The 23,643-nt window shown below is 57.3% G+C and carries 19 protein-coding genes and 1 pseudogene; 2 read left to right on the forward strand and 18 right to left on the reverse strand.

Translation table 11 applies throughout. The annotated features are described in order from the left end of the window. Nucleotides 1-74: 74 nt before the first annotated feature. The 12 genes and pseudogenes from AB1E33_RS20915 to AB1E33_RS20970 form a co-directional block, all read right to left on the reverse strand. Nucleotides 75-537, reverse strand: a pseudogene (locus AB1E33_RS20915) (transposase); the annotation flags it as partial. 58 nt (nt 538-595) lie between these two features. Continuing rightward, entirely contained in the window at nt 596-1,003 is a 408-nt protein-coding gene (locus AB1E33_RS20920; RefSeq protein WP_372579188.1) for a Gfo/Idh/MocA family oxidoreductase, read from the reverse strand. 256 nt (nt 1,004-1,259) lie between these two features. Continuing rightward, nucleotides 1,260-2,180: an AEC family transporter gene (locus tag AB1E33_RS20925; RefSeq protein WP_372579189.1), complete on the reverse strand. Its 921-nt coding sequence runs from the start codon at nt 2,178-2,180 to the stop codon at nt 1,260-1,262. A gap of 160 nt (nt 2,181-2,340) precedes the next feature. Continuing rightward, entirely contained in the window at nt 2,341-3,276 is a 936-nt protein-coding gene (locus AB1E33_RS20930; RefSeq protein ID WP_372579190.1) for an alpha/beta fold hydrolase, read from the reverse strand. After that, nucleotides 3,273-4,379, reverse strand: a complete 1,107-nt coding sequence (gene phaC / locus AB1E33_RS20935; RefSeq protein WP_372579191.1) for a class III poly(R)-hydroxyalkanoic acid synthase subunit PhaC — start codon at nt 4,377-4,379, stop codon at nt 3,273-3,275. The genes AB1E33_RS20930 and phaC overlap by 4 nt, the downstream gene beginning before the upstream one ends. A 14-nt stretch (nt 4,380-4,393) precedes the next feature. Next, nucleotides 4,394-5,206, reverse strand: a complete 813-nt coding sequence (locus AB1E33_RS20940; protein WP_372579192.1) for a poly(R)-hydroxyalkanoic acid synthase subunit PhaE — start codon at nt 5,204-5,206, stop codon at nt 4,394-4,396. A 9-nt stretch (nt 5,207-5,215) separates the two neighbouring features. Beyond that, nucleotides 5,216-6,370, reverse strand: coding sequence for an iron-containing alcohol dehydrogenase (locus AB1E33_RS20945; protein ID WP_372579193.1), 1,155 nt, complete (start codon nt 6,368-6,370; stop codon nt 5,216-5,218). A gap of 102 nt (nt 6,371-6,472) precedes the next feature. Then, a complete protein-coding gene (locus AB1E33_RS20950) occupies nt 6,473-9,913 on the reverse strand; it encodes an indolepyruvate ferredoxin oxidoreductase family protein (RefSeq protein ID WP_372579194.1) in 3,441 nt (1,146 codons plus the stop codon). 405 nt (nt 9,914-10,318) lie between these two features. Further along, nucleotides 10,319-12,157 (reverse strand): SulP family inorganic anion transporter, encoded by a 1,839-nt coding sequence (locus AB1E33_RS20955; protein WP_372579195.1) that lies wholly within the window; start codon nt 12,155-12,157, stop codon nt 10,319-10,321. Nucleotides 12,158-12,276: 119 nt separating this feature from the next. Further along, entirely contained in the window at nt 12,277-12,762 is a 486-nt protein-coding gene (locus AB1E33_RS20960; protein ID WP_372579196.1) for a GlcG/HbpS family heme-binding protein, read from the reverse strand. A gap of 273 nt (nt 12,763-13,035) precedes the next feature. Then, nucleotides 13,036-13,908 carry an NAD(P)-dependent oxidoreductase gene (locus tag AB1E33_RS20965; protein WP_372579197.1) on the reverse strand — a complete coding sequence of 291 codons (873 nt, stop codon included), beginning with the start codon at nt 13,906-13,908 and terminating at the stop codon, nt 13,036-13,038. 65 nt (nt 13,909-13,973) lie between these two features. Beyond that, nucleotides 13,974-15,428, reverse strand: coding sequence for a sulfatase-like hydrolase/transferase (locus tag AB1E33_RS20970; RefSeq protein WP_372579198.1), 1,455 nt, complete (start codon nt 15,426-15,428; stop codon nt 13,974-13,976). A gap of 150 nt (nt 15,429-15,578) precedes the next feature. On the opposite strand from AB1E33_RS20970, the gene AB1E33_RS20975 reads away from it, so the two are divergent. Then, complete coding sequence (locus AB1E33_RS20975) at nt 15,579-16,325, forward strand: GntR family transcriptional regulator (protein ID WP_372579199.1); 747 nt, start codon at nt 15,579-15,581, stop codon at nt 16,323-16,325. A 147-nt stretch (nt 16,326-16,472) separates the two neighbouring features. On the opposite strand, the gene AB1E33_RS20980 is transcribed toward AB1E33_RS20975, so the two are convergent. From AB1E33_RS20980 to AB1E33_RS20990, 3 genes are all read right to left on the reverse strand, one after another. Continuing rightward, on the reverse strand, nt 16,473-17,756 hold the full coding sequence (locus AB1E33_RS20980) for an ABC transporter substrate-binding protein (RefSeq protein WP_372579200.1): 1,284 nt from the start codon (nt 17,754-17,756) through the stop codon (nt 16,473-16,475). A gap of 72 nt (nt 17,757-17,828) precedes the next feature. Continuing rightward, nucleotides 17,829-18,707, reverse strand: coding sequence for a carbohydrate ABC transporter permease (locus AB1E33_RS20985; protein WP_372579201.1), 879 nt, complete (start codon nt 18,705-18,707; stop codon nt 17,829-17,831). A gap of 4 nt (nt 18,708-18,711) precedes the next feature. Further along, complete coding sequence (locus AB1E33_RS20990; protein ID WP_372579202.1) at nt 18,712-19,596, reverse strand: carbohydrate ABC transporter permease; 885 nt, start codon at nt 19,594-19,596, stop codon at nt 18,712-18,714. A 165-nt stretch (nt 19,597-19,761) separates the two neighbouring features. Here AB1E33_RS20990 and AB1E33_RS20995 point away from each other — a divergent pair, with 165 nt between their 5' ends. After that, complete coding sequence (locus AB1E33_RS20995; RefSeq protein ID WP_372579203.1) at nt 19,762-20,835, forward strand: ABC transporter ATP-binding protein; 1,074 nt, start codon at nt 19,762-19,764, stop codon at nt 20,833-20,835. A gap of 82 nt (nt 20,836-20,917) precedes the next feature. Here the strand turns inward: AB1E33_RS20995 and larB are convergent, their stop codons facing one another. From larB to larC, 3 genes are read right to left on the reverse strand one after another with little or no spacing between them, the layout of a single operon-like run. After that, nucleotides 20,918-21,577 (reverse strand): nickel pincer cofactor biosynthesis protein LarB, encoded by a 660-nt coding sequence (gene larB / locus AB1E33_RS21000; RefSeq protein WP_372579204.1) that lies wholly within the window; start codon nt 21,575-21,577, stop codon nt 20,918-20,920. Between the two features lies 1 nt (nt 21,578). Continuing rightward, nucleotides 21,579-22,376 (reverse strand): ATP-dependent sacrificial sulfur transferase LarE, encoded by a 798-nt coding sequence (gene larE / locus AB1E33_RS21005; protein WP_372579205.1) that lies wholly within the window; start codon nt 22,374-22,376, stop codon nt 21,579-21,581. Further along, on the reverse strand, nt 22,373-23,554 hold the full coding sequence (gene larC, locus AB1E33_RS21010; RefSeq protein ID WP_372579206.1) for a nickel pincer cofactor biosynthesis protein LarC: 1,182 nt from the start codon (nt 23,552-23,554) through the stop codon (nt 22,373-22,375). The genes larE and larC overlap by 4 nt, the downstream gene beginning before the upstream one ends. Nucleotides 23,555-23,643 lie beyond the last annotated feature (89 nt).

A 23,643-nucleotide genomic window follows, 5' to 3' on the forward strand; every position in this document is an offset into this window, starting at 1 on the left:
CCCTTCTCCTCTGGACTTAGGCGACGCGGACGACCTCGACGGTGCCGAGTGCATTGAAGCGGCTGATGAGGGCGGCCGTCGCGGCTGGAGGTGAATTCGACGGCACGGATGTCCGACGAGGCAGCATTCATCGCAGGATGCTCCTTGCGCGATTGGCGCCGCCCCGGAACGCCGTGTTCGTGGGCCTGCCATTTCTTAACCGGCAGGCGCATGCACAACATGCTGCCGAGAGGGGACAAGCTGGTTCAGTGGCCCGTCGGCACGGCGATACGGGATCTGGACGGCCAGCGCTTTCTTTCGACGGCACAGAATAGAGAAACCGGGACCGGACCAATCCAGCCCTACCACGTGCAAAAGGCTAGCGACCATCCCGGCGGTCTGCCGGAGCAGCAGATTGAACAGAACCTTGATCGATGGGCAGAACTGGATCGCCGCGTTCGAGAAGCCCAGTGGACGCCCCGGCCGCCGTTCCTGCGGCGCGAGCCAGGTCATCTCTTTGTCCAACCAAATCAGTAGCGACCCGCGCTTCCCGAGCACATCGTTGTAGCTGGGCCAATTCGTCTAGCGATAGCCGGCAGGTGTGAGCTCGCGCATCTCACCCGTCTAACTGCATGGATTCGTGATGTGAATCCTTCGCAGCCAGAATTCTACAAAAACGCCTACTTAACGGGCCCCAGTGGATAACATCCCACATCGCGGAGCGCGCCACCACCAGTTTCAGGCCGGTTGCGGATAAGCCCTGTGTCGTCTCGGTTATCGTAGGTGAACATGCCGTCTGCACGCACCGACCGATTACTCCGTCCTGAAGCAGGGACCGGACCCATTGCAATTGTGGATGATGCGCTATCATGAAAGCATCTGCCACGATCAGACCGAATTGATTGCGCAGCGCCGTCAGTTCCTCAAATTCCCGCGCCTGCATGGTCAGCGGCTTTGCACACAAGACGTGTTTGCCCGCTTGCGGAGCCCGGCGGGGCCATTCAACGTGCAGATGATTGGGCAACGGGATTTAACCGCATCTATCTCGGGGTCCCCCAGCAAGGCCTCATAATCCGAGAAGACGCGAAGTCCCGGACACATCTCCTGACAGATGTCGCCAACGCGCGCCCTACGCCGAATGTATCGCGAGCGCCACTAACCGCTGTACGAAACTGGAGGTACCTAGAACGCCCATCTTATTGTTTTCATGATGCTTAATCTCTAGCTGAAGATTTTCGTGCACCAGTGTGTAATTGTCGGCAAAGGATCATGTGGGTTGTTCACGCAAGAAGCAGTAACATGTAACAGGGCAGAACAAACATCGAAACGATGGTCTGCCAGGCGACTATCTCCGCATATAATTCGGCGTCACCCCCCATTTGACGGGCAATGATGTATCCCCCCGACGCCGCTGGAACCCCCAGGGCAATCGCGCCGATGAAAGTCTCCATCTCGCTCAACCCGACCATGCCGGCAAAAAGCAGAAACAGCGCGGGGCAGAAAAGCAACCGCGACACCACACCGAGCCAGAGCAGACCGGAACCTTCGAACAAGCGTAGGGGTTCGATACTGGCTCCGACAGCCAGAATCTCGATGCCTATCGCACCACGACCGACCAGATCGAGCGCTTGCCGGATCGGTTCTGCCAGCGGAATCCCCGAAAGGTTCACGCAAAGGCCAATCACGCAACCTTGCACCATCGGGTTGGTCGTCACGGCTTTTGCGATCAGCACAAAGCTGGGGTTTGCGGGCCCATAGGCAGCCAGCACAACGATATTGGCAACGTTGATGAACGGGATCATGACGGCCATGATCAGTGCAACCATCGCCAACCCTCCGTCCCCCACCGCGAGCTGGACAATGGCCAAGGCGATAAACCCGTTCCATCGGGTGGTTGTCTGAAAGAGTGTAGTCAGCGCCGGGTTCGGCAACCTGCTTTTGTTCAAGAACAAGCGCAACCCGAGCATCGCACATCCGGCGAGGGTTAGCGACCCCAACAGTACTGTGATCAATCGGCCAAATGCAACGAACTCGATTTCCGCCCCTGATATGGCGCTGATCAGAATCGCGGGTATCAACAGACGATACGCCAGCAATTCGATGCCCGCCCATTGCGCCCGGGGCACCATCTTGCACTGAACAAGAAGGCAGCCGCACAGGATGGTAATTGCAATTGGCAGGATCGCCAGCGCTACGTTCATTATGTGTATTCCTCAGGATTAATTGTGGCTGCGCTAAAGTGACTCAATTTCTTGCCTTTTCGCTTAGGTTCACGTTCTGGGAACGCGCGAACCAGTGGTACTAAAGGGAATGCCAATACCTACCCGACCTTTCCGCCAGTGCGTTGATTGCAGTCGCCATCTAAAACGTTGTACGGTCCAGCCACTCGCAGATCGGATCTATCTGTTCGGCTGCGTTGAGCGTCGGGGTATGCCCGACACCGTCAAACTCGATGGCTTCGGCGCGACTTTGGCGGTCGAGCATTCGATCGAGCAGAGAATTCGGCAAAAAGTCGGACTCGGTGCCGCGAAGTATGAGTACCGGGCATTTGATCCGTTCCCACTGTTTCCAGAGCGAAAAATGGGAGAACATCCAATACCGTCGAAAATTCTGCATAATTTCAGGATCACTGCGCAGGAGGTAGGTCGAGCCGGATTTGAAGGAGCTGGTGCGCGCCATTTTGGCCCAGTCGCGGTCTGTCATCGGCCCAAATGGGGCGAGTATGCTGCGGAGATGGTGCTCCACTTTTTTGAGCGTCTCGAACTCAGTCACCACGCCAGCATAGTTGGTCACGCGCGATATCGCGGAGAAGGGTACGTTTGGCCCGATATCGTTTACGATCAGCCGCTTGATGGGCGACCGCTCGATCCCCGCCAGAGATATCCCCATTAGACCGCCAAGTGAGGAGCCAATCCACGTATGATCGTCGATATTCATTCGCGCCAGCAAGACAGTCAAATCAATGTTGTACTGGAACAGATTGTAATCCGTTGGATCATTCAGCCAGTCGCTTTCACCGCGCCCGACCAGATCGGGACAGACCACACGGTGAAGGTGCGACAGCCGCTGTGCTAGGTTGTCGAAGTCACGATTGTTCCGCGTCAGGCCATGCACGCAGACGATATTGCTTTTGCTTCGGGACGAACCCCAGTCTCGATAGGCGATCTCGTGGAACCCGGTTCGCGAGATACACCGGACTTTGCCGGTTTTGGGCGTACAGGCCGACTTCTGTGTCGTATCGATGACGGCGTCTTCTTCCGAGTCGGAACTGAGGCGGGTTTTTCCCGGCGTCGTCATAAGCGTTGCATCAGCCAGTCGAATATCCCCTCGCCAACGATACCCTGACTTTTGCCGCTGACATACACGCCCACATGGCCGCCGGGCAATTCAATCTCGGTATAGTCGTCGGTTCCAACGTGTTCGGCCAGCGCCCTAGTGCACGGCGGCGGGATGATGTGGTCGCGCGCCGCATAGACGTTCAGCACCGGCATCTTCAGATCGGCCAGGTTGATGCGCTGGCCGGAAATCTCGAACGTTCCGCAAACCAGACGGTTTTCTTTGTAGAGCTCGATCAACCATTGGCGCGCCGCAGCGCCGGGATGGTGCGGCCTGTCGGCCAGCCACTTTTCCATTCGCAGGAAATTTAGAAGCCGCTTTTCATCCTTGGCCGCGTCCATCAGGTCAAGATTGTATTTGGTCAGAGTCCGCACGGGGGTCATCATCTGAAAGACACTGGCCATCAACTCGCCCGGAAGGTTCCCGAAGGCCCGGATCATTTTGTCGATGTCCTCATCCTCCAGGTTGCGGGTCCAGAGATTGATGAAGCCGTGGCTTTCATCGCTGTCGGCCTTGTCACCATGGAAGTCGATCGGGGTGATCGTCAGCATCAGGTTTTTGACCCGTTCGGGATGCCGCGCGGCATAGAGAGTCGAGAATACGCCACCCTCGCAGATACCCAGAAGGGAAACCTGCTTTACCCCGGCCACATCGCATAGATGGGTGATGCAGTCGTCCATGTAGTAATCGACATAGTCGTCGAGAAGCAGGTTCTGGTCGGCGCGGGTGGGATGCCCCCAGTCCACCACAAAAAGATCCACGCCCCGTGCCAGCAGGTTGCGTACCAACGAACGGTCTTCCTGCAAATCGGCCATCGTGTAGCGTCCGATCAACCCATAGACGATCAAGACCGGGCCGGTCACAACTTCTACCCCGTCGAGCGGCTCGTAGTGATGCAGCGTCACCTTGTCCTGCTGCCACAGCAATTTCTTGGGCGTTGCGCCCACATCCACGTCGGATTCCTTGATGCGTGACAGCGCCTCGGCACTCTGAGCCAACCTGTGGCTGAGTTCCCAGGCGTCCTTCAACGGATTGTTTTCAAATGGGTTGTTCTGGTCTGGCATCGGTCACTCCGACATCATTTCGAAGGGGCCGCACGCTTCTTTTTGGGCGCGCGCAGCTTCTGTTCCATCTCGGCATTGCGTTTCCGGAGGGCACGGACGTCGCGGCGCAGCTCGTAGACCATCCAGTGCAGGTCGTCGATTTCAGTGCGGGTCGGGATCGAATGCGTTTCACACCATATTTCGACCAGATCCCGTTCCCGCAGCCGGTAATCCATGCCCGCACGCAGTAGGTTGCGCTGCGCGTTCAGAAACTCCGATGTGCGATGATGGGCGATCAACTCGTCGTTGGCGATTTCCAACCAGCGGTCGATCACCGCGCGCAAACCGTCCCGCCAGATTTCGGGGTTTTGGACCTGTTCTTCGCTGAACCGGACGAATGCGCGCGTCCAGGCCTTGCTGGTCACACGGCGAAGTTCGTTTGATGCATCGCGTAGCGCCAGCCATTCCGCCGTTGCTTTCAGCTCCTGCCTTTCAAGAATACCGATATCGGCAAATTCGGGCCCTTCGACCAGCTTTTGTATGGCCCGGTTGATCTCGCCCGAACCGGCATTGACAAATTGAGCAGGGTCAAGGGCACGCTGGAGGGTGTCGCGCGCGATCCCCTCGTCCGCGAGATTTGCAAAGACCTTACCGGTTGCCAGTTCCTCGAACCAGGCTTGGCCCTGGGCCCGGGCGGCTTCCCAGGCGTCATCTGCATTGCTGCGCGTTTCCTCTTCGCTGAACGAACGCGGGGATTCCGCCATCATCCGGCGCCAGAACTGTTCCTGCGCGCGCAGGAACTCGTCATGGGAGTCTTGCCACGCCTTCATTAGCGGATCATCAGACATGCTCGCACCTCACAACGCTTTTGCATAAATATCGCGTGCGGCCTCATAGGTCATTTCACGCGGGTTGTTGATCAAGAGCCGTTCTTGTTTCATCGCGTCTTCGGCCAGCATCGGAAGATTGTTGTGGCTGACGCCGACATCGGACAGTTGCGACGGCATCCCAAGCTCGGGCCCGAGTTTTTGAAACCCGTTGATCATGCCTTCGGCCCTCACCGCACCTGGTTTGCCGGCGAGTTCGGGAAAGATGATCGGGGCCAGTTCGGCATACATCTGCTGTGCCTCGGGCAGGTTGTATTCCAGCACGTAGGGCAGAACCAAGGCGTTCGACAGGCCATGCGGAACGTGGAAATGTCCGCCAAGCGGATAGGCCAGAGCATGAACCGCCGCCACGGGCGCGTTGGTAAAGGCCATACCGGCCAGCATCGACCCCATCAGCATGTCGTTGCGCGCTGCCTTGTTCTGCGGAGTAAAGCAGGCTTTGCGGATATTCTGCCCCAACAGTTTAAGCGCCTGCTTGGCGAGACAATCCGACACCACGTTCTTGAGCCGCTTCGAGGTAAAGGCCTCGATCGCGTGCACCATCGCATCGATACCGGTCGCCGCCGTCACTTGAGCAGGCAACCCCACTGTCAACTCGGCGTCCAGAATAGCGAAATCCGGCAGAAGTTGCGGCGCAACTACACCTCTTTTCTCATTGGCTCCGGTGGTCACGATCGAGATTGGCGTCACTTCTGACCCGGTGCCTGCGGTCGTCGGCGCCAGTACCAGCGGCAACCGCTCGCCCTGCACAAGGTTCACGCCGTACATTTCGGAGATGGGCTGGTCGGTATTGAGCAGCATTGCGATCAGCTTGGCCGTGTCCAGCGATGAACCACCCCCAACCGAGACGACACCGTCGATGTTCTCGGCGCGCGCCTGCTCGACCGCGGTCAGAATGACAGCTTCAGGCGGGTCCGGCTGAACGTCTGCGAATGTCCAGACCTCCAACCCAGCCTTGCGAAATCCGTCAAGGGCTGCATCGGCCAGACCAAGTTTCAGAATGATCTCGTCTGTGACAAACGCGATCTTTTGACAACCACGCGCAGCCATTATCTCGCCGATTTTCGCGGTGGCGCCAACTTCGGCCAACACCGATCGGGTCGTCTGAAAGCGAAAAGACATCATGACATGTTCCTATTCGTGGGGCGGCAACCGACAAGCCTCAGGGGCTGGATGTGACCCGCGCGGCAGGTCTCAATCCTTGCCGCACCGGGTTGAAGAACCAGGTCAGGCTACATCGCTTGTTCCGCTCTTGCCGCTGGCCAACGCACCTTCCAAGTCCGACTTGCGCTTGTGATAGTCGGCAATGTGGCGCTCCTTGACATGGCCAAAACCGCGAATGCGCTCGGGCAGCGATGCGTAAGCCACAGCGGTGTCGTAGTCGACTGCATCAAGGCGCGGCAGCAGACCGTGGATCATTTCTTCGTACTCGCCAATCAAGGCCCGTTCGGCCCTGCGTTCGGCGGTGTAGCCAAACAAGTCCAACTTGGTTCCGCGATACTTTTTCATCCGCGCCAGACGGGGGAAAACCTTGAAGACCCAAGACCCGAATTTGATCTTCTTGACCCGGCCGGTTTTCGGGTTCATCCGGGTCAGCAGCGGCGGGGCCAGATGCACCGACAGCTTGAAGTCCCCGTCGAAGTTCTTGGCGATTTCTTCCGAGAACTCCGGCGCGGAATACAGACGCGCAACCTCGTATTCATCCTTGTAGGCCATGACCTTATAGGCATAGCGCGCCACCGCGTCGGTCAGAACTTTGTCCTTGCTCGGATCGCTCGCGCGGGCCTGCTCAACCAGATCTAGATAGCGCTGCGCGTAAGAATCATCCTGATAATCGACCAATTCGGCTGACAGACGCGCGATCCGTTCGTCCAGTATCTCGCGTGCGGGCCCATCTGCTTCCTGGCTGATCCGTGCCTCAACATCAGCCTGGTTGTGGACCCACATCCGCCCCCATTGAAAGGCTTGTTTGTTGAATTCAATGGCAACACCGTTCAACTCGATGGCGCGGCTGATCGCCTCGGCGCTCACTGGGATCAGCCCATGCTGGAATGCGACACCGAGCATTAAGAGGTTTGAGGCAATGGAATTGCCCATCAAGGCACCGGCGACCTTGGTTGCGTCCACGAAGTGGGCGGCGCCGTCCCCGACCGAACTGGTCAGGCGCTGCAACATCAGGTTGACTGGCAGTTTGAAATCCGCGTCACGGGTAAAGTCGCCTGTCATCATCTCGTGGGTGTTCACCACCACCTTTGAGCGCGCCTTGTTGATCGATGCCATCAATTGATCGCCGGCGCTGACCACCAAGTCACAACCCAGGACCAAATCGGCGCTGCCTGGCGCAATGCGGATCGCCTTGATCTCTTCAGGTGTCTTGGCGATCTTGATATGCGTGGTCACGGCGCCGCCCTTTTGTGCCATGCCGGTCATGTCGATCAATCCGCAGCCGAAGCCATCAAGATGTGCAGCCATGCCCAGCAGAGCGCCGATTGTCACGACACCGGTGCCGCCAACGCCGGTCAGCGCGATTGCATAGGGTCGACCCAGCTGTACCGTCTTGGCGGGAAGTGGAATTTCAGGCAACTCGGCCGAGACCTTGGTTGCCTTGCGCAATCCGCCGCCTTTGATAGTGACAAAGCTCGGGCAGAAGCCGTTGACGCAGGAGAAGTCCTTGTTGCAGGCGGCCTGATCGATCATTCGCTTGCGACCAAAGCCCGTGTCGTTCGGCAAGATCGCGACGCAGTTCGACTGCACACCGCAATCGCCGCAGCCTTCGCAGATGCGGTCGTTAATAAAGGCGCGTTCGGCGGGGTCTTCCACCAAACCCCTTTTTCGTCGGCGACGTTTTTCGGCGGCGCAGGTCTGTTCGTAAAGCAGAACGGTCACCCCATCGGTGTCGCGCAGGTCGGTTTCGACCTCAAGCAAGTTGTCGCGGTTTTCGACCCGTGTGCCCGTCGGCAGTTTCGACCGCGGATGGATGTCCGGATGATCTGAAACCAATACCAGCTTCCTGATACCGGCCGCGTGAACCTCGGCGGCGATCTTGTACAAGTTCAGGTCACCTTCGTGAGGCTGCCCTCCCGTCATTGCAACAGCGTCATTGTAGAGAATTTTGTAGGTGATGTTGGTATTCGACGCCACCGCCGCTCGGATCGCCAGAAGCCCGGAGTGATTGTAGGTGCCGTCGCCCAGGTTCTGGAACATGTGCTTGCGCTTGGAAAACCTGCTCTCGCCTATCCAACTGGCGCCCTCAGCGCCCATCTGGGTGAAACCCTCGGTACGCCTATCCATGAATTGCGCCATCCAGCTACAGCCGATCCCGGCGTAGCCGCGCGAGCCATCCGGCAAACGGGTCGAGCTGTTATGCGGACATCCAGCGCAGAAGTAGGGCTTGCGCTGAACGCCCAACTCCTTGCGTTCTTGTTTTAGACGTTGGCCAATTTCCTTAGAGCCGTCGATCAATGCCGGATCGCCTAATTTCCGCCCGATGCGCTTGCCGATTTCCGCCGCAATCTGGATGGGATTCAACGCTGCCTCAACTTGGAACAGGCGGCGGCCCTTCTCGTCCAGTTTGCCAATGATCTTCGGTGCGTCGTCGTAATTGTACATCAGCACGCGCATGCGATCCTCCATCAGACCGCGCTTTTCTTCGACCACGATAACCAGATCCAGCCCGCGGGAAAAATCGCAGATCCCCTGCGGCTCAAGAGGCCATGGCATCGAAACTTTGAACAGCGCCAACCCCAGCTCGTTTGCGCGAGCCTCATCGATACCCAACTCGTCAAGCGCCTGTAGTGTGTCCATGTAAGACTTGCCGGTGCTGACGATACCTACACGCGGCTTGTCGCCGCCGGAATACACAACCTTGTTCAGAGCGTTGGCGCGTACATACGCCTTCGCGGCTTCGATTTTATACTGGTGAAGGCGCGCTTCCTGGGTCTGCGGTGAATCGCCGGTGCGGATGTTCAGGCCGCCCTCGGGCATGTCGAAATCCGTCGGGATGTTCGATTTGAAACTGTCGACGCTGGCGTCGATCGAGGCGGAGGACTCGATGTTATCCTTGACGCATTTCAGCCCGCACCAGACCCCGGCATAGCGCGACAAGGCCCAGCCATGCAGCCCATACTCGATGATTTCCTGCACGTTGGATGGGTTCAGAACCGGAATGAGCGCATCAACAAGCGCGTATTCCGACTGGTGACATGTGGTGGAGCTTTCGCAGGTGTGATCGTCACCCATCAACACGATCACGCCGCCATTCTTGGACGAGCCGGCCAGGTTGCCGTGACGCAGCGCGTCGCCGGTGCGGTCGACGCCGGGGCCTTTGGCGTACCAGATCGAGAAAACGCCGTCATAGGCGCCCTCGCCCCGCATTTCGGCCTGCTGCGTTCCCCAGACCGCGGTAGCGGCAAGATCCTCGTTCAGGCCCGGCTCGAACTTCACGTTATAGGGGTCGAGATATTTTCCGGCGCGGGAAAATTGCTGATCGACATTGCCGAGCGGCGATCCACGGTACCCGGTCACATAGCCCGCTGTGTTCAGGCCAGCACACTTGTCTAATTCCGACCGCATTTGGCACAGGCGGATCAAGGCCTGCGTTCCGGTCAAGTAAACCTGATTTTTGGAAAGATCGAACTTGTCGCTGAGTTCAACGGGAAGAAGTGTCACCTAGCCTATCCTTGTTCAGTCATGATTACGTGATTCAGTACTCGTCTATTGACGCCAACAACTTCGTCTTCGCCTGGCCAAATGGGCACCGAATGCAAAACACCTGACACGCCGCTGGATCCTCGGTTTTCGATCTTGCTCTCTGAGATAGCTTATATTCTGCGTTGTGACAATATTAATATATTAATAGGCACGATATACTTTCCGCTCTGCTGATCGGCCTGCTTCGGTGTCAAAAAATCGCTACGGCGCGTCAACGCGGCGTCCATTCGTGCAAACGCTACATCCTCCGTCAAAACTGCTGCCCGGCACATCCCAAGCAACTCAATGCAACGCTTTCCGGCGAATCTCTAACGACTCCATATGGCTGAAGCCGGTTGATACGCAGTGTTTCTCTATGCAAAATCACCCTTGGCCTGAATTTCTTTGCGGCCCCAGAATCTCAACGATTTCGGTTGTATCTTCGCGCTCGACTAAGTCCGTCGGTTTGGGCTTGCCTTTGCATTCAAAGTAAGAGCGGATATGGCAGTTTCTGCAGATCTCTTCGTCTGCCTGTTCAACCGCAGCCGCGACCGCCGAGTATTTTGACGCGTGAAGGTTCTGTTTGCCAAGAATTTCAAGGACGTGTGTGCGCGCAAGCGTGCGCAGCAGCGGCAGGTAGGTTGCGACCAGATGCAAATCGCCACCGCGTTTGCGGCAGGTTTCGATCTCTTTGACCAGAAAGTCGGCGCCTGAAAGGTCGATGTCACCAACACTGCGCAGCGTGAGGGCAACAATCGGGCGCTCGCCGGCCTCAGCCTCGGCGTTTCGGAATTCGTGCTCTACATGTTCGATAGATGCAAAGAAGAGCGGACCTTCGATGCGGATAGCAGCGATCTGCGGGCATTGCTTGAGGTTGTAGAGGCGGGCATTGCGGAAACTGCGGACGCCCCTGTAGGTTGCCGGTGACATCACCCCGACCCAGGGCAATGAGCTTTTTCGCAAGAAGAAAAAGAGCGAGCAGATCACACCAACGATAATGGCGAAATCCAGTTGTGTCGCGATACCGGTCAGGAACGTCGCCAGTAGGATCGCGGTTTCGCTGCGTGAAGAGGTGATGATGTGACGGATTTCCTCGGCATTGATCAGGCGCCAAGCAATATAGAGGATGATGCCGCCCATGGCTGGAACCGGTATGTACTGCACAAAGGGCGATAGCAGAAACAGCATGATCAACAGAAAGGCCGCCGCGAATATCGCCGCAAGTGGCGTGCGGGCGCCGGATTCAGCGTTGAGCGCTGAACGCGTAAACGAGCCGGAGCCGGCATAAGCCTGGAAGAACCCGCCGATGGCGTTGGACAGGCCCTGGCCGACGATTTCCTGATTGGCGTCATAAGCGTCGCCCCGGCGCAGGGCAAATGACCGGCCGATCGAAATGGCCTCTAGCAGGCCGACAAAAGCGATGGTCGCAGCTCCCGGGACCAACTGCATCGTGGTCGAAAAGTCGAGCCCTGGCACCGTGAGCGACGGCACGATGGAAGGCAGGCTGGAAAACATCTGGATGCCATGGTCCGGCGCGCCAAGGGCATAGCCTGTCACCGAACCGACCAGCAGCGCAACGATGTATGCGGGCAGACGCTTGTTGATTTTCGGTATTACAATGACGGTGGCCAGGGTCGAGCCAGAGATCGCAAGCGCAGTGAGGTTTGTCTGATCCAGCCCGGCATAGACTCGGTAGAGCCGGGCGAAGACTGAGCCTCCAGGATCGACTGTAAGACCGAGAACATCCGCCAATTGCGAAACGGCAATCAACAGTGCTGCGGCGGCGGTGAAGCCGATGATGACCGAATGCGAGATAAACGAAATCAGTGCACCAATCTGTGCGATGCCAGCCGCCAACTGCATCAGCCCGACGATGATGGTCATCCCCAGCGCCAATTCGACGTAAGCCGGGGTGCCGGCGGGCGTGATCTCTGTCAGCGTGGCGAACAGCACGGCCGAGATTGCTGTGGTCGGCCCCGATACCATAACGACGGAAGAACCCCAGATCGCTGCGATGATCGGCGTGATCATGGCAGTGAACAGCCCGTATTGCGGCGGCAAACCGGCGATCACGGCAAAGGCGACGCCCTGGGGTAGTACGATGGCTGCATTGGTCAGGCCCGCCATCGCATCGTCACGCATGGTGTCGCGGCCAACGGTCGCGAACCAGGGGCGGTTCAGCGTGAACATTCGACGCACTCGGCGTGGCATTGAATCTGACACGGGCGTACTCCTCGTCCAAATCAGAGGCTATATTGCGGTTTTCGCGTATCGTCGGGGCCAATTGCGATCATGCGCCCACTTAAGCGGACGCATACACTGTGCCGGAAAAGGAGCGCCCGCTAGTCTTGGCTGGCGATTGCCTTTTCAAAGACGGCAAGGCCAACTTCGGCGATCGCCTGATCCTTTGCGACCGGCGCGCCGCTTACGCCGATCGCCCCCGCGCGCTTTCCGTCCAGGACCAAAGGCACACCACCGGGCAGCCCGGGCACAAAGCTGAACGTGTCGACGCGGAAAACCTTCATTTCCGACGACAGATCCTTGGTTTGCTGGCGGGTCTGATAGGATGACAGCGCCTTTTCGCTCGACCAATCCATTGGCGCGAACCCGGATTGCGGATCACGATGGATCAAGACAGGGCGGGCATCGGCGCCGACGATGTAGATGACCACATTCTCACCTTCGGCCGCAGCCTTGGCCTCCATCAACTCAGCCATCTGCTTGGCGAGGTTCAGCGTTTTTGTCTGGTTCTCAAGGAGAATTTCCGCCGCTGAAACGCCGGTCGAAAATGCGGAAAACACAAGTGGCAACAGCAGTTTTCGAAACAAAAAAGTCTCCATTTGTTAATACCCGGCCATCAATGCGTGTGTTCGTCTTCACACGGGGTCGGGCTGGTACCATGCCCGGACGGTGCAGGTTCACCTAGTGCGTCCTGATGACAGGTGACGGGTGCTTCATGGGTTATCTGCACAACTTCTCCCTCAGTGGGTTGATTTGCCACCCGGTGCGACGGACTCGCCAGGCTGTAGTCCAACCACCCGAACACCAACAACGCCGCTGCCCCACCGGACAGGTACAGTCTGCTGCTCATATGCATAGGCTCAGTTTCCTTTATACGACTGACGGATGGCTTCGCCCACCATGCAGATGTCTTTGCCGCCAAAGCCCAGATCCATCGCATGTTGATAATGGTCGCGCGCCGATTGCAGCATCGGCGAGCGCACCTCGGCGTCCTTGGCAAGCTCATTGCCGGTATTGATGTCCTTTGCCGCCACCCAAAGGATGGAATCGAACCGAGCCTCATGTTCGGCAAAATCCATCCCGACCTTGGCGAACAACCCGCTATCGGCCAACCCGCCGCTGCCAGAAACCGCCTCGAAGAACAGTTTCGGGTCGCCGCCATGCTTTTCGATAATCCAAAACACCTCAGCGATGGCACACATCTGAACATGCCCCAGGCTGTTCTGCATGACCTTGAACAGACTCGCGGTTCCCGCTTTGCCCACAAAGGTTTGCCGACGCGTGAAATTCTCCATCAACGGCGCAACCTTCTCATACGCGTCCTTGGGGCCCGAGATGATGATCGCCAGTTCGCCCGCGCGCGCATGCGGAGGGGCACCAAATACCGGCGCATCCAGATAGGCGCTGCACGACGCCTCCAGTTCGGCCCCGAATTTTGCGGCGGCCTCGTATTGATTGGTGGTCATGTCCACCACGGTCAGCCCCGACGCACGGCCCGCCAGCAGGCCATCATCGCCATGCAGCACCACCTCGACCACCTTTTCGCTGGGCAGGCACATTAAAACGGTTTCTGCAGCTTCCGCGACGGCCTTCGGGCTATCGACCCAGGTGACCCTGTCGCCCAGATCGGCGGGGTTCAGGTCGAAACAGACGGCTGAGTGGCCAGCATCGACCAAATGTTTCAACATCGGCAGGCCCATCGCGCCTGCACCAATAAAACCGATGGTTTCCATCAAGATATCCTTTTGCATAGTCGGTGAGCCACAGACTGGTTGCGTCGAGTGGAACCCACACCGATTTAGTTGAATTCCACTTTTTGATCAGGCGTGGGTGAGTATCCAAAATCACCACGGTTGAGGACAGCATCGCGCCCGCCATGCTGATCGATCAGTTCCTTTTGCGCTGCCAAGGCCTTGGCATTCACCTCTTCGGGATCGCAGAACTCCTGTAACTTGGCGTCCATCGCGGCCAAGACTTCGGCATATTCCGGGTCGGAGGCCAGATCATTCAGCTCCTCCGGATCAGCCGTGAGGTCAAACAACATCGGAGGCATGCCCACATAGTCTATGTATTTGTACTTCCCATGGCGCACCATAAAGTTCCCGGTGCAGGCACCGGCAGCATGATATTCGCTTAGTACCGCACGGTCTTTCGGGGCGGTTCCTCTGATCTGGTCGTATAGCGACGTGCCTGGCAGCGTGGGATCGATCTCGTGGGCGTCAAACCCTGCGCATTCCATCACTGTGGGCATGATGTCTACGAATGACACGGGCTCGGCCACGGTCTTGCCCGCTGGTATGTCGGGGCCGGCTATGAGGAGAGGGATACCGGCGGATTCCTCATACATCACGAACTTTCCCCAGAGGCCTCGCGCACCAAGGTTATCCCCGTGATCGCTGACATACAGGATGTCCGTGTTGTCGCCGAGCCCGAGCGCATCGACTGCATCTACGACCCGTCCCACATTATCATCCATGAAACTAACGAGGCCGAAATAGGCCTTCATCGCGGTTTGCACCATTTCCTTGTCATTGAAGGGCTCATCATAAGGGAAGCACTTGTTCATTTCGACAAGATAAGGGTGATCGGGCCGTTCGTCCTCGTTGTAGAGCTTTGGCATCGGCAAATCGAGGTCGGCATAGAGGTCGTAGAACTCGTCTGGTGCGATCAACGGGAAATGCGGTGCAACGAACGAGACAAAGACAACCCAGCCATCCTCGTGTTTGGGGGCCTCATTGGTAAGCCAGTCGATGGCGTTGTTGCGAACCTGGCGGTCATATTTGGTGTAGCTGGACTCGCCCCGCCCCGCCTCTAGCGCGAGGTTCCTGGCCCCCTTGCGCACCGGCAGTTCTTCTCGCACGAGACCTAGCAGATCCCCTACCCCGCCGACAATATGTAGCGGCGCAACCTCCCGAGCAAAACCATTGTTGTCCTCATCACTGCGGAAATGCAGCTTGCCCACCGAGTCACAACGAACCCCGCGCTGGTTCAGGTAATGCCCCCAGCTGGGAACGGCTCCGGTATAGGGAAACGCGTTATCCCAATTTCCGATCTCGTTGACGTGACGGCCGGTTGCAAAAGACGCTCGGGCGGGTACACAAATCGGGCAGGTCGTATAGGCGTTGCTGAACTTGGTGCCGCGCGCCGCAAGCTTGTCCAAATTGGGCGTCTTGATGATGTCGTGCCCCATATGCCCCTGGATGAATTTGTTGTGTTCATCAGACATGATGATGACCATGTTTTTGCGGGTCATGACACTTCCTCTCAGGGTAATTTCGCTTGCCAATGTCTGGTATATTGATATATTAAAAAAATCAAGGCGAAATTGTCACTTATTCGAATTGATATGAGCCCGGGTTTTAGTCTACTGCCTCGGGTGCAACGGATGGCGGACCCGAAATTCATGAACAAGAGCTCAGACAATCTGAATGAAAAAGAGATCGATGACCTGAAGTATTTTGCCCAAATACTGGGGAACATCAAACTTGACGGAAACAGTTCGAAGTCTTCTCAGATCTATGCACTGTTGCGGCAAGCAATCATTTGGGCGAAGTTGCAGCCTGGATCGCCGATCAACGAGAAAGCGCTGGCAAAATCTCTTGGCGTATCCAGAACCCCGGTACGCGAGGCGATAATTTCACTTTGCAACGAAGATCTGATCGATATCTTTCCGCATTCCGGCATATTCGTGACAAATGTCAGCCGCGGCATGTTCGTAGAGGGGGCCATTATCCGAAAGCAGTTGGAAATCGCCGGAGTTCGCCACGCAGCCCAACATGCAACTGTCACACAGATCGAAGATCTCTACACGCTTCATTACAAGGCTGAACGTCTCGCCAAGCGCGAAGCTTGGAACGAGTACGTGGCCGTCGACGATGCACTGCATCACGAGATCAGCAAAATCAGCGGGTTCAAGAAGCTCTGGCGCATGATCCGCGAAGCTAAGGCCCATGTCGACCGACTGCGTCACCTGGCGGCACCGATACCGGGCCACTTGGGAAACGTTCAGGAACAGCATCTGAAAGTCATTGAGGCGATTGAGCTTGGCGATCCGGACAAGGCGGAAGCCGCGATGGTGGCGCATCTGGATTATTCGCACGAGATGATGAAGGAACTGATCGAAGAGAAGTTTTCGACGATTGACGATTGAAGGCCCGTCTCCGCTCCGCAAGCCGTCAAATCTGATTTTTCCGTCACTTCCGTGAGAGCTACTTTACGCTGATTCAATAACCTTGCAAAAAACAACGTGGCCACGCCTCCGATCCGGCGCAGCCACCATTGTTGCGAACAACAGGATTTAGCGCCGCGTCAGCCTTGAGACTCGCTTGTCAACCGCTTCCAGTTCCGTGGCCGGGTCAGCACCGGCCAGAACCTTTTGCAGGCCTTCGACCCATTCGTCCATCATCGCACCGAACTTCGCATGGAAAATCGGATTGTCGATCGTGGACGGCAAGGCTTCGACAAATACCTGAGCGTATTCGCTCTCCGCATGCGCACCGCTGGACAACACTTCAGAATTTGCCGAGCCTAGCAGGTTCGACGCCTTAAAGAAATTGTCGGCGAATTCCTGGTTGGTGGTGGCAAACCGGATCAGTTCTGCCGCAACTTCCTTGTTTGGCGAGTTGACCGAGATGGTCAGATGATGCGGGTTGCCGATCGTGCGCACGTTGCCGTTCTTGTCCGCCGGCATTTGCGATACCCACACATTGCCATCAGGAGCCACTTCCAGCGCGCCGCCGCTGAGGTTGTTGAACAGACCGGCGCCCCAAGGACCCTCGAAGGCAAACGCGGCACGACCGGAGGCGAACAGGCTGCGCGATTCCTGGATCGACAACCCTATCGGTACACATTCATCCGCAGCCATTTCCTGCAGCAGGGTCCAAGCTTCGACCACTTCCGGAGTATTGAACAGCGGCTTGCCCTCTTCATCGATCACATCACCGCCCAGGCCATAGATGATCGGAATGCTCCACTGTGCCGAGTTGCCGATCCGGTCCGAACGCATAGCCAGGCCATAAACCGGACCCGCATCCGTGTCAGGCAGGGCACAAACGGCCTTCATTGCCGCAATCATTTCGTCCCAGGTCTGGGGTGGGTTGTCGGAGTTTAGGCCGGCCTCTTGCAGCAGGTCGCGATTGTAGAAGGGCAGGATCGGGCCAGGAACCCACGGCATGCCATAGATCTGTCCATCGACCGAAACGGATGCCAGCGTCGTGGGTGGCAGTTTGGCCCATTCTTCTTCGGTGAACAAATCGTTCAGCGGAGCCAATGAGCCGATGCCAACCAGTGCGGGAACGTTCCCCGCAACGGTTTGCAGGATATCGGTCGAAGTCCCGGCCAGATGCGCCGAGGTCGCCTGTTGCAGTGTCTGTTCGAATGGCACGTCGTTGCGATTGAAATCCCAACCGTCGTTCTGATCCTCGAACTTCGCCTCCAGTTCTTCCATCGAAGCGCGCGAGAAATCGAACAGCGCCCAGAGACCCAAAAAGGTCAGTTCGTTGTCCTTTGCCGAGGCAGCGCCAGCGGTCACGGCCAGAGCCGCCACACCGGCGCACAGCTTGTTGCGGTTGATCAGTGTCATAGATTTTCCTTTTCTGTTGGTACTTGTTCTGCCGTCTTACGGCATAGTTGTTGTTGATCCTGTTGTTAGTGTTCAGCCCTTCACCGCCCCTCCGGTCACACCGCGCAGGAAGGCGTTTTGGAAGAACACGAACAGCAGCAGGATCGGCAGCGATACGATCACTGCCAGCGCCATCATTTGCGCCCATTCACCCTCGTATTCCTGCAGGAACAGCAGGATCACGCCGGCCGGAATCGGCCGCATTGCGGTTTCTGAAACGAATGTCAGGCCAAAAAGCAACTCATTCCAGGAGGTGATGAAAACGAATATTCCCGCTGCCGACATCGCTGGCTTGGCCATCGGAAGGACGATGCGAAAGAAGGTGTACCAAGGGCCAGCGCCATCAATAAGCGCCGCCTCCTCGACCTCACCGGGCAATTGGTCGAAGAAGTTGCGCAGCAGCCAGACCGTCACGGGGAGAGTGATCACCACATGGCCCAGGATCATCGCCCAATAGGTGTTCAACAGCCCGAACTTGGCGAACATAATATAGGTCGAGATCATGATCATTGGGATCGGAAAGGCCAGTGTCGCCATGAAGAACAGCATGATCCAGTCGTTACCCGCGAATTTGAACCGACAGATCGCATAGGCTGTCATCGCCCCGACCACGGTCGAGACCAGCGCCGAAACCGCGCCCACGAGGAACGAGTTGAAGAACAAGGTTCCCAGCAATGGGCTAAGCTGGGCCTTGTAGTTCTCGAGCGTCGGATCGCGCGGGATAAAGCGCGGCGGGTATTCAAAAACTTCGCCTATCGGCTTGAAGCTGGTCGAAATGGTCCAGATCACCGGCAGCAGCAGGAACGTGATCGAGGCGAGCAGCGCCGCATAGATGGCGACGTCGACGGCAAATTTCTTCCAGTCGGGACCAAGTTCGCTTTGAAACTCAGCTATCAATTCTTGATTCGCCATTGGATTACTCCGTATTCGACCGAATTACCGTTTTCATCAGGAACAGCGCGAGGAACATGATCAGAACCAGCCACAGCATTGACACCGCTGCCGCCAGCCCGAAATCCCAATCCTCGAACGCCAGTTTGTAGGTGAACAGGCTGAGAACCATGGTGGCGTTGATCGGACCACCCTTGGTCAACACGAAGATCAACGTGATTTCCTGAAACAAACGCACCGATTGCAGCAGCATCGCAACGACCACGATGTTCTTTACCAACGGAAACACCACCAGATACTGACGTTGGATAAAGTTGGTACCATCGATTTTCGCCGCTTCCTCCAATTCATCCGGTACACCTTGCAGCGCCGCCAGAATGATCACCATCAACAGTGGCAGCGAGCGCCAGACATACCCCGCGATGACCGCCCATTGCGACCCCTGCGGATCGAACAGCCATTTGTAGGGTTCGTCGATTATTCCAAGGCTGATGGCGACATAATTCACTAGGCCAAAATTTTCTGAAAACAGCCAGGCCCACAGAATGGCGATCACGATCCACGGAAGAACCCAAATCTGAAAGATCAGCGTTCTGAGCAGCGGCGCCGCCTTCAGCCCGGTATTCAGCGCGGTTGCCAGCACATAAGCCAGGAAGGTCGACAGGATAATAGATGCTCCCACCATAAAGACCGTGTTCCAGACAACCTCCCAGAAACCGTTATCCGACAAAAGGTATGTATAGTTTTCGAACCCAACCCAATTCGTGTCCTGATACAGAGGAGATGCATCGGTAAAGCTCATGTAAACGCCATTCAACAGCGGGTACAGGATCAGGCTCGAAACGATCAGTATCGCCGGAAGCACAAGTCCCAAATAGAACTTTGGTTGCTTTTTCAGTGAAAGCTGCACGCTTACCTCCCCTGTTGAAAGCGCTCCTCCCGAGGCTCTCTTCAGTGTCGTTTAATATATTGATATATGAGTCTTGTCAACTCGCGATAATTCTTGTAAGTAGATGAAGCGCGGGAACGGACAGGAACGCCTGCAGCGTCCCTGAGGAAGGCACAGGAGGAGACTATGGCACAGGTCGAACTATGTGGCGTGCGCAAGAAATACGGCTCGGTAGAAGCCGTAAAAGGCATAGACCTGAACATCGAAAGCGGTGAGTTTGCCGTTTTGGTAGGTCCATCGGGCTGCGGAAAATCCACGACCCTGCGCATGGTGGCGGGGCTGGAGGATATCAGCGGTGGCGACATTCGAATCGGCGGCGGCTCTGTTGCACGCGTGTCTCCGTCCAAGCGCGAGATCGCGATGGTGTTTCAATCCTATGCGCTCTATCCCCACCTTACCGTGGCACAAAACCTGGGTTTTTCTTTGAAAATCCGAAAGATTCCCAAGGACGAGATCGCCACGCGCGTGGCGAAAGCCGCCGAAATGCTCCGCATCACCGACTATCTCGAACGCAAACCGGCAAACCTGTCGGGTGGCCAGCGCCAGCGAGTGGCAATTGGCCGAGCCATCGTGCGCGATCCAAAAGTGTTCCTTTTCGATGAACCGCTGTCGAATCTCGACGCAGCCCTGCGGGTGGAAATGCGTTTGGAACTGGCAAGGCTGCACCAGTCGATGGATGCAACCATGATCTACGTGACCCACGACCAAGTCGAAGCGATGACGCTGGCTGATCGGATTATCGTAATGAATCATGGTATTATCGAGCAAGTCGGCACGCCGGAGCAGATCTTCAACGAACCTGCTTCGATCTTCGTGGCAGGCTTCATCGGCGCCCCGAAGATGAACCTTATTCCAGCCAAAGTTGCTGGCCAAAATGGCCGCTCAACCCAAGTGCAACTGGCAAGCGGTCAGGACGTGAACCTGAACAGCAAGCATGACTGCAACGGCGACCTTACCCTGGGCATTCGCCCCGAACACCTGAAAGTTGCCGAAAACGGCATACCGTTCAAAGTGTCGGTTTCCGAAAATCTGGGTTCTGAGAGCATCCTCTATGGCGAAATCGAGGGTGGCCAAACCATCGTCGCCAAGGCCGACGCGTCGCTCAAGATCGGAGCCGGCGCGAAAATCGGGCTCGAAATGCAACCGCAGTATTGCCATCTTTTCGACGCATCGACCCGGCGCGTGCCCGGATTGCTCTGAAATACCTACTCCCCGACCTCAATCGCCCTTCCTTCTTCCCGATTGAGGCTCTTGCCGCTTCGTTTCAACGAAGCGGCTTTTTTTATTCATCTGCGGCCCCGATGCCCAGAATCTTGGCTGCGGCCATGGCCGCACCAAAGCCGTTATCGATATTTGTGGTCAGAACGCCGGGCGCGCAGGTTCCAAGCGCCGAGTTAAGCGCTGCCTTGCCGCCAGCCGTTACGCCATAGCCCACTGAGGTGGGGACCGCGATCACAGGCGCCCGCACCAGCCCGGCGATGACGGGAAACAATGCCCCTTCCATACCCGCTACCGCGATGATCAGACGTGCCTCGCGCAAGGTGTCCAGCCGACCCAGCAGACGATGCAGACCGGCCACGCCGACATCCTTCACCGTTTCGGAATCATAACCGCAAACCGCCAGCCCGCGTGCCGCTTCGGTCGCGACGGGCACATCTGAGGTGCCAGCGGTTACGATCACCACGCCTGCATGTCGCGCCACCGGCAAAGACCCCAGAATCGCCGTTTGTGATATTGGATCATAGTCGAAACTATGATCAGGCGCGACCTTCAACGCCCCCGCCCTCTCGGGGCTCAACCGGGTCAGAAAAATGGCCGGCCCCTTCCCGGTCCAGTCGCCCAGAAACGCATTGAGCTGCTCGACAGACTTCCCCGCGCAAAAGATCGCTTCGCCCACGCCGGCGCGGGACGCTCGATCCAAATCAAAGTCGAAATCGGACATCTCACCCTCCCGCTTTGTCACCAACAAACGCAGACCCCATTCGGTAGCTGGATACTCCGGCAAAGGCCAGTTGTGCGGCCGCGCATTTCTGCTTTATCTCGCCCAGAAGCGGATGATCTGCCCCCAATGTTTCATGCACGGATGCACCAAGCTCCAGTTCGACTCCCTCGGGCCGGATGCGCGCGCGCACTACGCTGCCGGGCAGTGCGCGGCGCACAAGGGCCTCGATATCATAGGCCAATCGCAACAGATCCACGCGGATACCGATCCCGGTCTGAATGCGGCTGGCCAGGCAGGGCTGCGCGGGCAGGCTCGATACCTCGCCAAGCCCCAGATCGGCCGCCAGTGACCGAACCTGAGGTTTTGCCATTTCGGCCTCAACAAAGGGATGTACCACGCCGTTTTGCCGGGCGGCGATCAGACCGGGGCGATAGTCGCCCAGATCGTCGGTATTAGTTCCAGCGGCGATTGGTGCATCTGTATGGGTGGCGATCCGGAAATACAGATTGCTTTTGCAGAAATAGCAGCGGTTCACCGGATTGCGCAGATAGTCCGGGTCACTGAATTCCTGCGCATCGATCACGTGCAGGCGCCATCCCCGGGCATCCGCGATTTCGCGCGTGCGCCGCGTCGCATCTTCAGGCACAGCAGGGGAAACGGCGTGAAACATCTCGACCCGGTTCGGGATACGCTCGGCCGCCGTAGCAGCCAGCGTCAGACTGTCGACGCCGCCGCTGACGGCGATCGCCAGACGGTCGAAACGCCGCAACACCTCAAGCAGTTGGTCGCGATATGTCATGACTCCTCCGTTTCCGCCTTTGCCGCAAGCGCCCGGCGTTCAGGCAGTGTGGCGGCTACGCGCAAATGGTCCTGTTCGGCTTTGGCAGTCATCACGCCTTCGGGGCGTCGAGCATATTTCACGCCGACCTCCCCCGCCCTCTGGGACCTTTCCAGTATCTGGCGGACCTGAGTCTCACTCCGCACGCCCAAAGTTGTGGTTTGCAGAAAGCACTGCCGGGTCGCTGCTTGCACCGCGCCGGGCCGAACCAGCAGACGAAAATCCGACATGAAGCGGCCTTTCTTACCCGAGCGCTGCCCGACGCTGACATCCAGTATGCCATCAATTCCGCGCAAATGGTCAGTCGAAGTGGCGATTTCCTCTTGCGTCATGTCGTCAATCTCGAAACTAAGCACGACGATCTCTTCGCTGCGCCAATCCGTCGGTTCACCCGCTTGCAACGTCTCGTATGCAGTCAAGCGCAACACATTCGGAATTCCCGGCAGCGACATTGTGCCGGCGCCGTAGCCGACACGCACGGCACTCCTGACTGGTGCGGGGCTACCACCCAACGAGACCAGATATTTGAGAATCGCTGCACCGGTTGGCGTCACCCGTTCGCCTCCGACCCCGTCATCAACGCACCGCAACCCCTTCAGCAGCAACAATGTGGCCGGAGCAGGGACGGGCATGCGGCCATGGTCGCAGGTGACAAACCCACCACCCAGCGGCGCGGCATCATAGGTCCAACAGCCAGGCGCGATCTGGTCGATCAGCCAGGCGGTACCCAAAACGTCCAGGTAGGTATCCCAGTCGGCCAGTTCGTGGAAATGAACCTTGTCCACATCGATCCCGTGCACCTCGGCCTCGGCCTCGGCGACAAGGCCGTAAATGCCGATGGCATGAGCCTTGATCGCGGCACTGGCGCTCAGGTCCTGAATCCGGGATCGTATCGCAGTCCAATGACCCGACGGCACACAGCGTTCAGGCCGCGAAACCGGGGCGAGATACATGCCAGTCAGACCATCCTTGACGACAGGGTTGAAGGTTGGCTGATACGCGGCGGGCAGATCTGCGTCGTTCAGAAATTCCGACAAACCGACAGCAAATTCGGGAAACGCATGCAGGCACGCTGACAGAAACATATCGCCCGCGATGCCGCCGACCAGATCAAGATCGACCACGTTGACATTTTTCATTTGTTGCCCCTGCTTGTCGGTAAAACCATGTACAAGAATACCCGGCTCGAGCGCGGACGCCATGGACTTCACTTGTAAACTAATATATT

The organism is Ruegeria hyattellae, assembly GCF_041537925.1.
GTDB lineage: Bacteria > Pseudomonadota > Alphaproteobacteria > Rhodobacterales > Rhodobacteraceae > Ruegeria_C.